Below are 11,277 nucleotides of genomic sequence, written 5' to 3' on the forward strand. Positions count from 1 at the left end.
CCATGGGCCCTGGACCGCCCGAACGGCGGCAAGGTGTGTTCCAGTGTGTATCCGGACAGCGATGGTGTGCGAAGAGATGACGGCGGAGCCCGTGACGATTCCGGCTCTGGTTTCCGAACAGGCACGCCGGAACGGGTCGACCGTCGCGATCGTCGAGGGCCGCACCCGCCTCACCTATGCCGGCCTCCACGCCGAGGCGCTACGCGTGACCCGCGCGGCGATGGCCTGCGGGGTGGGCGCCGGGGATCGAGTCGCGATCTGGGCGCCCAACAGCGCCCGCTGGATCGTGACCGCCGTGGGCCTGCTCGGCGCGGGCGCCACCCTGGTGCCGATCGGCACCCGGCTGCGTGGGCCGGAGGCCGCGGCGCTGTTGCGCCGCACCCGATGCCGTGGCCTGTTCACGGTGCGCGGGTTCCTGGGAATCGACTATCCGAGCCTGCTGACGGATCAGGACGAGCTGCCGGATCTCGCATTCACGGTCCTGTTGTCCGATACGCACGCAATGGACGGAAGCGCCGCACCCACATCGAACTTGGGCAACGATGAGGAACCTACCGCCGCGGCCGAGTCGGTCACCGGCTCGGGGCAGCGGCACGAGCCCCGGGGATGGGCTGCCCGTGCGCACGATCGACGCGACGGCGTGCCGATCGGCTGGCGGGACTTCATCGCCGAGGCCGAGCGAACAGAGCCGTCGGATGCCGAAGCACGAACGGCCGCAATCCCTTCCGATGCGATCAGCGACATCCTGTTCACCTCCGGCACGACAGGTTCGCCCAAAGGGGTGCTGACCAGCCACCGGCAAACTCTGACCGTCCTGGACCGGTGGGCGAGCGCCGTCACCCTCCGACACGGTGATCGCTGCCTCCTGGTCAATCCGTTCTCGCACACTTTCGGATACAAGGCGGGCATCGTGGCGTGCCTGTTGCGGGCGGCCACCATGTTCCCCGTGGCGGTATTCGATCCGAGGGCGGTGGCGGATCTGCTGGCCTCGGAGCGGATCACCGTACTCGCCGGTCCCCCGACGGTTTTCACCGATCTGCTCGCGGTGGGGCGGTCGTACCCGCAGCTGCGACTGGCCGGCACCGGCGGGACGGCGATTCCCGCGGAACTGATCACCCGGATCGGCGCCGGCCTCGGAGCCGATCAGGTGTTCACCGCCTACGGTCTCACCGAATCGGTCGGCGTGGTCGCGGTCTGCCCGCCCGGTACGGATATCGAGCGCACCGCGCACACCGTGGGCAAGGCGTTGCCGGGCAGCGAGATTCGCATCCTGGGCACCGACGGCCGCGAGGTGCCGGCCGGCACGCCGGGCCGGATCGTGGTGCGCGGACCGAATGTGATGGGCGGATATCTCGACGACCCGGACGCCACTGCCGCCGCCGTCGATCCGCGGGGCTGGCTGCATACCGGTGACGTCGGCACCCTCGACGCCGACGGCTACCTGCGGGTCACCGATCGGGTCGAGGATATGTTCATCGTCGGCGGGTTCAACGTCTCTCCGGCCGAGGTCGAACAGACGTTGCGGGGCTATCCGGGGATCGCCGAGGTCGCAGTCGTCGGCGTACCCGACGAGCGCCTCGGAGAGGTCGGCGCCGCCTTCGTGGTTCCCGCCGGGACGGCGCCGTTCGACGCGGACGATCTGCTCGCGTGGTGTCGCACCCGCTTGGCCGGGTACAAGATCCCGCGCACGGTGCGGATACTCGACCGGTTGCCCCGCACTACGGCGGGGAAGGTGCGAAAACGTGAATTACGTTGTGCGCACTGACGTTCAACTCACCGGGCCGGTGATGGCGCGATCACCGGCCCGGCCGCGAGTGGCCTACTTGCTGACCTCGTTGCGCATCTGCGCGGTGAGGATCTTCTGATAGCCGGAGCCGAAGATGCGCGGCAGCAGGTCGATCATCCGGGCGTCGTTGCCGATCAGCACCTTCGCCTTGTCCTTGCGGATGCCGTCGACGATCGCCTTGGCGGCCTGCTCCGGACTGGTCTTGGCGAGCCGGTCGAAGTTGGCGGCCAGCGCATCGCGATCCCGGGTGGCGCCCGCGCGCGCCTTCCACGCGATCTCGGTCTGGATCATGCCGGGATGGACGCAGCTCACTGCGACGTTGTGCCCGGCGATCTTCATTTCCTGGCGCAGCGCGTCGGTGAAGCCCCGGATCGCGAACTTGGTCGCGTTGTAGGCGCCCTGGGTCGGGCATGCGGCCAGGCCGAACATGCTCGACACATTGACGATCGCGCCGTCACCGGACGCGATCACGTGCGGCAGAAAGGCTTTCGTCCCGTAGGCCACGCCCCAGAAGTTGATGTTGACGATCCATTCGAAGTCGTCCCAGCTGACCTCTTCGGTGCTGGCGGTCAGCGACACACCCGCGTTGTTGACCACGATGTTCACCCCGCCGAAATCGCCCGCCACCTGGTCGGCATGGGCGTACACCGCGTCGCGGTCGGTAACGTCGAGCCGGTAGGCGCGGGCGTGGGCGCCCTTCTTCTCGCACAGCGCGGCGGTCTCGGCGACATTGTCGATATTGCGGCCGGACAGGGCCAGGCGAGCGCCGTGGCCGGCCAGCTCCAAGGCCAGCGCGCGGCCGATGCCGGCACCGGCGCCGGTGATGACGGCGGTCTTACCTGCGAAATTCTTCACCGCGGAAATCCTTTGTGTCAGTGGGAGGTGAATCCGCCGTCGGCGACGAATTCCGAACCGGTGCTGTAACCGGACTCGTCGGAGATGAGGAACAGCACAAGATTCGCCAATTCCTCGGGGGTGCCGGGACGTGCCAGCGGCTGATCGTGGAACATCGAATTCGACCGCGCCGAATCGGTGGTCATCTCGGTCATGACCACACCGGGATGCACCGAGTTGACGCGAATCCCCATGGGCCCGAACTCTTGTGCCGCGGTTTTGGTCATGCCGCGCACCGCCCATTTGGAGGCGGTGTAGCCGAGGATGTTGGAGAAGCCGATGATGCCGCCGACCGAGGAGATGTTCACGATCGACCCGCCACCGGCACGTCGCATCGATCCGACGACGGCCTTCATGCCCAGGAAGACACCGACCTGATTGACGTCGATCACCTTGCGGTAGTCCGCTTCGGCGAGCGTTTCGATCGGATCCACGTGCACGATTCCGGCATTGTTGACCAGTCCGGACACCGGCCCGAACGCCGATTCCGCCTGCGCCACAACGTCGTTCCACGCGGATTCGTCGGTCACGTCGTGAGTGACGAACAATGCCGCATCACCCAGCCGTGCGGCGGTCCGCTGACCGTCCTCCGCCAGCACATCGGTGATCACGACGGAAGCGCCCTCGGAGACGAGCCGCTGCGCGAACGCCGCACCCATTCCCCGCGCCCCGCCGGTGACGACGACCGTTTTACCGTCGATCCTGCCCATGGTCACTCCTGTCCCGTGCGCGCGGCCGTCTTGCGGCCGTTGCTCGCCCGCTTCGGCGCTGATACGACGGCCTGCGGTTCGCGCTCGTCGGCGAGGTGGTTGGCGGCGATGTACCCGAAGACCATGGCGGGTCCGATCGTCGCTCCCGCACCCGCGTAGTCGTTACCCATGACCGAGGCCGAATTGTTGCCCGCCGCATACAAACCCGCGATCGGCGCGTTCTGGTCATCGAGCACGCGGGCATATTCGTCGGTGCACAGCCCGCCCTTGGTGCCCAGGTCGCCGGGCACCATTTCGACCGCGTAGAACGGTCCTCTTTCCAGCGGCGCCAGACACGGATTCGGCTGCACGGTGGGGTCGCCGTAATACCGGTCGTAGGCGGAATCGCCGCGACCGTAATCCTCGTCGCGCCCGCTGCGGGCGAAGCCGTTGAAGCGCTGCACCGTGGCTGCCAAGGCCGCCGCGGGAACACCGATCGTGTTCGCCAGCTGCTCGAGCGTATCGGCCTGGGTGATGATCCCGGCGTCGAGATACTTCTGCGGAATCGGGCGCTTCGGGAAGTTGCCCAGGAACAGATACCGGTCGCGGAAGGTCTGATCCATGATGAAGTACGCCGGGATGTGGTCCACGCCCGCGGCCTGCTGCTCGTACATGGTGTGCACGACGTTCACATACGGGGCCGATTCGTTGACGAACCGCTCCCCCGCGTGATTGACCATGATGCCGCCGGGTTGCGCGCGTTCGGCCAGGCAGAAGAACGGCGGCCCCTCGGGGTTGCGCACCGACGGTCCCCACCACGCGTCGTCCATGAGATCGACCGCGCCGCCGGCCTTCTGGCCCGCGACGATCCCTTCGCCGACGTTCTCGGTGGCGCCCACCGTCCAGTCGGTGGACTGCGGCCCGGAAATGTACTGCTTGCGCATCTCCAGGTTGTGTTCGAATCCGCCCGCCGCGAGCACCACGCCGCGACGCGCCTTGATCAGCACCGGAACACCCTGGTGTTCGGCGCGCACGCCGACCACCGCACCGGCCTCGGTGACCAACTCGGTCAGCGGCGTGTTGAGCCACACCGGCACCCCGGCGTCGCGCAGTGACAGCCACAGCCGCGCGGCCAGGGCCTTGCCCAGGCTCAGCGGCAGCCGGCCGCGCAGCTTGTTCGCCACGGCCTGCGCACCCACCTTCATCGCGGTGCGCTTACCCGCCCAGGTGCGGGCGATCATGTTCAGATCGTGGAAGTCGCTGACGGTGAAGGCGATTCCCTTCGGCCCCGACATGGTCGGCTGGTTGATCTTGTGCAGATCACCACCGAGCAGCCGACCGTCGATCGGCGCCGGTTCGATGCTGCGCCCCTGAGCCAGCCCGCCGGGGAATTCCGGGTGGTAGTCGGAGTACCCGCGGTCGTAGACGAACTGCCAGTACTTGCTGCGCGCACCGATGTAGCGCATCATCTCCGGCCCGTGATCGAGGAAGGCACGTTGCTTTTCCTCCGGAACGCGATCGCCCACAACGGCTTTCATATAGGTCCGAGCCAGTTCCGGGCTGTCCGGCACACCGGCGGCCTGCAACACCGGGTTGTTCGGGATCCAGATACCGCCGCCGGAGCGCGCGGTGGATCCGCCGAAGCTGCGGCTCTTCTCGATCAGCGTCACCGACAGCCCGCGGTAGGCGGCGGTCAATGCGGCGGTCATACCGGCCGCGCCCGAGCCGACGACCACCACGTCGAATTCGAATTCCTGTGTCATCCGTCCTTCTTCCCCGTCGTTGCGTTCGACGCTATGGCCGCTCGGCCGCGCCGACACGGCACGGTCCCGACCAGCGGGACTTCCGGCTGACCAGTGCGGGTCCGGAACGGACTATTTCGATTAGGCATACACCGCTACGACAGGGAGCACGCGGATGAAGTTCTCGATGATCTTCGAGGCCCAGATGACCGATCCGACCGCCGAGCACGAGGCGCAGGTGCTGCGCGACTGTGTGGAGCAAGCCGTGCTGGCCGACGAGATGGGCTTCGACACGGTCTGGGCCGTCGAGCACCACGGCCTCAAGTGGTACGCGCATATGAGCGCCCCCGAAATCTTCCTGACCTGGGTGGCGGCCAAGACGCAGCGCATCCGGATCGGCCACGGCGTGGTGTGTATGCCCTTCAACTTCAACCACCCGGTGCGCGCGGCCGAGCGCGCGGCGATGCTGGACGTGCTCTCCGGCGGCCGGCTGAATCTGGGCGCCGGGCGGGGCGCCACACCGGTCGAGACCTCCATGTGCGGGGTGGACCCGGAACGCACCTATGCCGAGGTCGAGGAGTCGCTGCGGATGATCGGCACGGCGTGGCAGGACCCGGAGGGCGATTTCGAGTACCACGGCGAACTGCTCGACATCGATCCGCATGCGCTGCTGCCGCGTCCGGTGCAGCGCCCGCACCCGCCGCTGTTCATGGCATGCACGAAGAAGGACACCCTGAAGCTGGCCGCCGACTACGGAATCGGCGCTCTGGTATTGGGTTTCGCGGGTGTGGAGGAGATCGCGGAACTGCGCCGCACCTACGACGAGGCGATCGCGGCCCGCACCGGTGAGCGGTTCGTCTCGACGGTGACCAACGATCACTTCGCCGCGCTGTGCCCCACCATCGTTCTCGACGACCGGGAACGGGCACAGCAGATCGGCGCGCGCGGCCAGCGGTTCTTCGCTCAGTCGATCAAGCACTACTACGGCGCCGGCCCGGTGCCGGACGAGGCCGTGGATCCCACCGTGGACGAGGTCGCCCGGATCAAGGAGGCCGCCGACGAACACGTCGCCTACCTGCACGAGGCCAAGATCCCGGTGAAGGCGGGGTCGACCTCGGTGTTCAACGCCGACCACGCCTACGGCAACCCGGAGGACGCGATCGCCTACGTCGAACGACTGCGCGATGCCGGCGCCGACGAGATCCTGTGCCTGATCCAGATGGGCACCGTGCCGCAGGAGGCCTGCCTCGAGACGATCCGGCACTGGGGCGAGAAGGTCATTCCGCACTTCCGGAATCAGTGATCGGGCCTCACCGCCCGGACCAGCGAACAGAACACCGGACAACCACGCGCCGATCTCGCTCATCGAGACTGCCGCGAGCCGAGGACGCCGACGACGGCGCAGGATCTCGGCATATTTTCAGGAGGAGAAGTCGAATGGTCGATCTCACAGGCAAAGTCGCGTTGATCACCGGTGCGGCCCGCGGGCAGGGCGCGGCGGAGGCACGCCTGTTCGTCGAACGCGGTGCGCGGGTTGTTCTCACCGATGTGCTCGACGCCGACGGAAAACAGTTGGCCGACGAACTCGGCGAGGCGGCGCGCTTCGTCCGCCACGACGTCACCTCCGCCGACGACTGGAATGCCGCTGTCGCCGTGGCCCTCTCGGAATTCGGCGCACTGAACGTGCTGGTGAACAACGCCGCGATCTATACCGCGAAACCGCTCACCGACACCACCCCGGAAGAACTCGACAAGATTCTCCAGGTCAACCTGGTGGGCGCGTTCCGGGGCATCCGCTCGGTGGTGGGACCGATGTCCGAGGCGGGCGGGTCGATCGTGAACATCTCGTCGCAGGCCGGACTCGAGGGGCTGATGGGCCACTCGGCGTACGGCAGCTCCAAATGGGGGCTGCGCGGGCTCACCAAGACCGCGGCACTCGAACTGGGGCCCAGAGGAATTCGCGTCAACTCGGTCCACCCCGGCCCGATCGCGACCCCGATGGTCCCGTATCTGACCACCGGCCCGGGCAGCTTCCCGACCCTGCCGCTGCAGCGCACCGGCGTGCCGGAGGAGGTCGCGGAGCTGGTCGCCTTCCTCGCCTCGGACACCTCGTCGTATGTCACCGGCGCGGAAGTCACCATCGACGGCGGACTCGCCGCCGGAAAGTTCATGCCGCCGGAGCTGCAGGAGGCGCCGTGAGCGGGCGATGCGCACCCCGGCACGGCTCGCCTGAGTCCCGGGCACCGCATACCGGCGAATTCGCAACAGCGGCGAGGGGCGGCTCATGGCGATGACGCCGCGAACGCGTGCGGTGGTCGAGGCAGCGACCGCGGCGTTCCCGAAACTCGGCACCGAGGTGCTCGACGCCGCCGAAGCGCGGCGGCAGCTCGCGGCCCGTCCACCGGCACCGATCGATCCCATTCCCGTTGGGGCCGTGCATGATTCGATCGTATCGGCCCCCCATGGCGCCGACATTCCGGTGCGGATCTACACCCCGCGGGGTGGCACCGAGCCGCTGCCGGTCGTCATGTTCTGCCACGGCGGCGGCTTCGTGATCTGCAGTCTCGACAGCCACGACCAGTTCTGCCGGACCATGTCGAACGAGAGTGGCGCACTGGTGGTTTCGGTGGATTACCGCCGGGCGCCGGAACATCGGTTCCCGGCCGCCGCGCAGGACGCCTACGCCGTACTGTGCTGGATCGGCGCGGCCGTCGCGCAGTACGGCGGCGACCCCAGCCGGATCGCCGTTGCCGGCGACAGCGCGGGTGGCAATCTGGCGGCGGTCTCGGCGCTGATGGCCCGCGATCTGGGCGGCCCGGCGGTGACGGCCCAGCTGCTGATGTACCCGATGCTGGATCCGACCCGCGCCGGCGCGTCGTACCGGGACAACGCCCAGGGCTATTTCGTGACCGACGATCATCTGCGCTGGTACTGGGAGCAGTACCTCGGCGATGCCGACGGCACCGATCCGTACGCGGCGCCTCTGCTGGCGGACCCGGCCGGGCTGCCTCCGGCGCATATCGCCACCGCGGAGTACGACCCGCTGCGCGACGAGGGCGAGGCCTACGGCGCACACCTGGCCGCTGCCGGTGTCCCGGTCGACGTGCACCGCTACGAGGGCATGTTCCACGGGTTCATGACCATGGGCGATGTGCTGCCGGAAACCGCCACCGCGAACGAAACCGCCTTCGCGGCACTGCGCCGGGCGTTCGCGGGCGACGAGCGGAGCACGCCGTGACCGTCCAGCGCGTGTAGCAGGCCGAGAACCGGTCCGACCGAATTATTCGGGTGCGCCGGCGGCCCGCGATCCCTACCGTGAACAGGGAAAGTTGTTCACGAAAGGATCGAGATCATGTTTCCCGTCGAGCTGCGCGGCACCAAGGCGCAGACGCTCATGTGGGCCCACGAGCACGAGGTCGAGCCGGCCGCGCTGCAGCAGCTGCGCACCCTCGCCCAACTGGAATGGGTCTACGGCGTCCGCGTGATGCCCGACGTGCATCTCGGTAAGGGAGCCACGGTCGGGTCCGTCATCGCCATGAAGGACGCCGTCGCACCGGCCGCCGTGGGCGTCGACATCGGCTGCGGAATGGAAGCGGTCAAGACCTCGCTGACCGCCTCCGATCTGCCGGACAACCTGCATTCGCTGCGCTCGCGCATCGAGGCCGCCGTTCCGGTCGGATTCAACGCGCACAAGGAGCCGGTGAAGGTCACCCGCCTGCAACTGGACGTGCACGGCCGGCGGGCCACCGGAGCCACCTTGCGGGCCGGGTGGTCGGCGTTCTGGAGCCGGTTCGGCGATCTCGATCCGGCGGTGCAGCAGCGAGAGTCCAAGGCGCACAAGCAGATGGGCACCCTCGGCGGCGGCAACCACTTCATCGAGGTCTGCCTCGACACCGAACAGCGCGTGTGGATTCTGCTGCACTCCGGAAGCCGCAATATCGGCAAGGAACTGGCGGAACGGCATATCGCGGTGGCGCGTACCCTGCCGCAGAACCAGGATCTGCCGGATCGCGATTTGGCGGTATTCCTCTCCGGCACACCGGAAATGGATGCCTACCGGCGCGATCTCACCTGGGCACAGGAGTACGCGGCCCGCAACCGGGCGGTGATGCTCGACCTGGTGTGCGGTGCGGTGCGCGACGAATTCGACCCGCTGGCCGTGCGTTTCGACGCGCCGATCTCCTGCCACCACAACTACGTGTCGGAGGAGATCATCGACGGCATGCCGATGCTGGTGACCCGTAAGGGCGCGGTCCGGGCCGGAGCCGGTGACCTCGCTCTGATTCCCGGATCCATGGGCACCCGCTCGTATGTGGTGCGGGGCAAGGGAAATCCCGCCTCGTTCCAGTCGGCATCGCACGGTGCGGGCCGCCGCATGAGCCGCAATGCGGCCAAGCGGCAGTTCACCGTCGCGGATCTGATCGCGCAGACCGACGGCGTGGAGTCCCGCAAGGACGCCGGGGTGATCGACGAGATCCCCGCGGCCTACAAGGACATCGATGGGGTCATCGCGGCGCAGAGCGATCTGGTCGACGTGGTCGCGACATTGCGTCAGGTGCTGTGTGTGAAGGGCTGAAGGCGAATTCGTTCCGGCACGCCGGGAATCGGCGTGCCGGAACGGCCGGAACTACTTGCGCAGCACACCCACCAGGCCCGCGCCCAGCAGCATCATGCCCGAGATGAGCGCGAAACCGTAGGTCACCCAGGAGTGCAACGCCACCTGCATCGTGGCATCGGTGAAGGGCAGGTCGCCGATCAGGCGGAAGGTGTCGTCCGGGTACAGCAGATGCAGGACGCCGGGGAAGATTCCCCACACCAGACTGGCCACGATCGTGCCCACCGGCGAGAACGCGGCCATCGCCGCGACGAACAACAGCAGCAGGGAGCCGCCGAAGATCTCCAGCGCCGCGGTCCAGCGATCGGTCACCGCGCCGACGATCACCCAGTACCGGATATCGGCTCCGCCCTTGGCGGCGAACGCGATTCCGATGGGCGTCACGATCAACCCGAACAACACACCCGAGAGGGTCCGGCTGGTGACACCGCGGCTTTGGAACTGCGCCCCCGGTGGGGCCCAATCCGCAGGTGATTCGAACTTCTTGGCCATCGCCCGTTCCTCCCGCATTCCCGCGCATGCCCGCGGACCTCGCAGTCCGATCGCCCTCATTGTCCTGCCTCGGGACCGAAAATGCCCGACGCCGGGCGGAAAACGTTCGTGGCGTGGCGGTCCCGGGTTGCCGGTGGTTAGCATCGGCTATGCCCTCGACATCCGGATCTGCCCGACCGCCCGAAATTCCCGGAGTGCGCCGCAGTTTCATCGAGGCCCGTGGCGTGCGATTCCACGTCACCGAGGCCGGGATGCCCGACGGCCGTCCGGTGCTGTTGCTGCACGGATGGCCGCAGCACCACTACGCCTATCGGCATCTGCTCGCCGATCCGCCCGCCGGGCTGCGCCTCATCGCCCCGGACCTGCCGGGTTACGGATGGTCCGGACCACCTCCGCATCGCTGGGCCAAGGAGGACGTCGCCTCCGACCTGCTGGCGCTGGTCGACGAGCTCGAACTGCCCCGGCTGCTGCTCGCCGGGCACGACTGGGGCGGGTTCGTCGGATTCCTGATGGTGTTGCGGGAGCCGGAGCGATTCGAGGGCTATCTGCCGCTCAATATCGCGCACCCGTGGATCACCGCCCGGACCTTCGCGCCGCATGCGTGGCGTTTCCTGATGTACCAGCCGCTGGTGGCCACATTCGGCGTGCCGCTGCAGCGGTACACGCCGTTCATCGATCGCCTGTTGCGGCTGAACGCCGACGCCCGTCGCACGTTCACCCCGGAACTGGCCCGGATCTACGGCGATCGGTTCCGCGATCCCGCGGCGGCCCGCGCGGCGACCGACACCTACCGCACCTTCTGGTTGCGCGAACTTCCCGCCGCCCGCCATCCGGAACGCCGCCGCGCGACGATTCCGATCCGCGCGCTGTTCGGTACCGGGGATGTGGCCATCCACCCGTCGCTGGCGGCCGCGCAGACGGCACGGGCCGACGACTACACCGTCGAATACGTCCACGGCTGCGGACATTTCATTCCGGAGGAGCGACCGGACCTCGTCCGGGACCGGCTGCTGGCGCTGGCCGCCGAAACCGGATAGATATCGCCGCGACCGGGCCTTC

General features: G+C 67.9%; 10 protein-coding genes. 6 read left to right on the plus strand and 4 right to left on the minus strand.

What is annotated here, in order from left to right; translation table 11 throughout:
* Positions 1-76: 76 nt before the first annotated feature.
* On the plus strand, positions 77-1,765 hold the full coding sequence (locus tag NA3_RS07235) for an AMP-binding protein (protein WP_063917354.1): 1,689 nt from the start codon (positions 77-79) through the stop codon (positions 1,763-1,765).
* 54 nt (positions 1,766-1,819) lie between these two features.
* Here NA3_RS07235 and NA3_RS07240 read toward each other — a convergent pair whose 3' ends face one another.
* From NA3_RS07240 to kstD, 3 genes are read right to left on the minus strand one after another with little or no spacing between them, the layout of a single operon-like run.
* Positions 1,820-2,641 (minus strand): SDR family NAD(P)-dependent oxidoreductase, encoded by an 822-nt coding sequence (locus NA3_RS07240; protein WP_062962717.1) that lies wholly within the window; start codon positions 2,639-2,641, stop codon positions 1,820-1,822.
* 17 nt (positions 2,642-2,658) lie between these two features.
* Entirely contained in the window at positions 2,659-3,390 is a 732-nt protein-coding gene (locus tag NA3_RS07245; RefSeq protein WP_062962719.1) for a glucose 1-dehydrogenase, read from the minus strand.
* A 2-nt stretch (positions 3,391-3,392) separates the two neighbouring features.
* Positions 3,393-5,132, minus strand: coding sequence for a 3-oxosteroid 1-dehydrogenase (gene kstD / locus NA3_RS07250; RefSeq protein ID WP_062962728.1), 1,740 nt, complete (start codon positions 5,130-5,132; stop codon positions 3,393-3,395).
* 154 nt (positions 5,133-5,286) lie between these two features.
* Between kstD and NA3_RS07255 the strand changes: the two genes are divergently transcribed.
* The 4 genes from NA3_RS07255 to NA3_RS07270 all read left to right on the plus strand — a co-directional run bounded on the left by NA3_RS07255 (position 5,287) and on the right by NA3_RS07270 (position 9,687).
* The gene (locus NA3_RS07255) at positions 5,287-6,414 is read left to right on the plus strand and encodes an LLM class flavin-dependent oxidoreductase (RefSeq protein ID WP_062962732.1); all 1,128 of its coding nucleotides are present in this window, start codon (positions 5,287-5,289) and stop codon (positions 6,412-6,414) included.
* Positions 6,415-6,548: 134 nt separating this feature from the next.
* Complete coding sequence (locus NA3_RS07260; RefSeq protein ID WP_062962733.1) at positions 6,549-7,310, plus strand: glucose 1-dehydrogenase; 762 nt, start codon at positions 6,549-6,551, stop codon at positions 7,308-7,310.
* Positions 7,311-7,395: 85 nt separating this feature from the next.
* Entirely contained in the window at positions 7,396-8,349 is a 954-nt protein-coding gene (lipP1, locus tag NA3_RS07265) for a LipP1 family hormone-sensitive lipase (RefSeq protein ID WP_062962734.1), read from the plus strand.
* Between the two features lie 114 nt (positions 8,350-8,463).
* Positions 8,464-9,687 (plus strand): RtcB family protein, encoded by a 1,224-nt coding sequence (locus tag NA3_RS07270; protein ID WP_062962735.1) that lies wholly within the window; start codon positions 8,464-8,466, stop codon positions 9,685-9,687.
* A gap of 51 nt (positions 9,688-9,738) precedes the next feature.
* On the opposite strand, the gene NA3_RS07275 is transcribed toward NA3_RS07270, so the two are convergent.
* The gene (locus NA3_RS07275) at positions 9,739-10,218 is read right to left on the minus strand and encodes a hypothetical protein (protein ID WP_062962951.1); all 480 of its coding nucleotides are present in this window, start codon (positions 10,216-10,218) and stop codon (positions 9,739-9,741) included.
* 149 nt (positions 10,219-10,367) lie between these two features.
* Here NA3_RS07275 and NA3_RS07280 point away from each other — a divergent pair, with 149 nt between their 5' ends.
* The gene (locus NA3_RS07280; RefSeq protein ID WP_062962736.1) at positions 10,368-11,255 is read left to right on the plus strand and encodes an alpha/beta fold hydrolase; all 888 of its coding nucleotides are present in this window, start codon (positions 10,368-10,370) and stop codon (positions 11,253-11,255) included.
* Positions 11,256-11,277: the final 22 nt, after the last annotated feature.

The sequence above is a fragment of the Nocardia africana NBRC 100379 genome (assembly GCF_001612635.1).
GTDB lineage: Bacteria > Actinomycetota > Actinomycetes > Mycobacteriales > Mycobacteriaceae > Nocardia > Nocardia africana.

What these genes read in the sequence shown, in the direction of transcription:
- NA3_RS07270 (WP_062962735.1), top strand. Translation starts at nt 8,464, where the DNA reads ATGTTTCCCGTCGAGCTGCGCGGCACCAAGGCGCAGACGCTCATGTGG.
- NA3_RS07255 (WP_062962732.1), top strand. Translation starts at nt 5,287, where the DNA reads ATGAAGTTCTCGATGATCTTCGAGGCCCAGATGACCGATCCGACCGCC.
- NA3_RS07275 (WP_062962951.1), bottom strand. Translation starts at nt 10,218, where the DNA reads ATGGCCAAGAAGTTCGAATCACCTGCGGATTGGGCCCCACCGGGGGCG.
- NA3_RS07260 (WP_062962733.1), top strand. Translation starts at nt 6,549, where the DNA reads ATGGTCGATCTCACAGGCAAAGTCGCGTTGATCACCGGTGCGGCCCGC.
- NA3_RS07245 (WP_062962719.1), bottom strand. Translation starts at nt 3,390, where the DNA reads ATGGGCAGGATCGACGGTAAAACGGTCGTCGTCACCGGCGGGGCGCGG.
- NA3_RS07280 (WP_062962736.1), top strand. Translation starts at nt 10,368, where the DNA reads ATGCCCTCGACATCCGGATCTGCCCGACCGCCCGAAATTCCCGGAGTG.
- lipP1 (WP_062962734.1), top strand. Translation starts at nt 7,396, where the DNA reads ATGGCGATGACGCCGCGAACGCGTGCGGTGGTCGAGGCAGCGACCGCG.
- kstD (WP_062962728.1), bottom strand. Translation starts at nt 5,132, where the DNA reads ATGACACAGGAATTCGAATTCGACGTGGTGGTCGTCGGCTCGGGCGCG.
- NA3_RS07235 (WP_063917354.1), top strand. Translation starts at nt 77, where the DNA reads ATGACGGCGGAGCCCGTGACGATTCCGGCTCTGGTTTCCGAACAGGCA.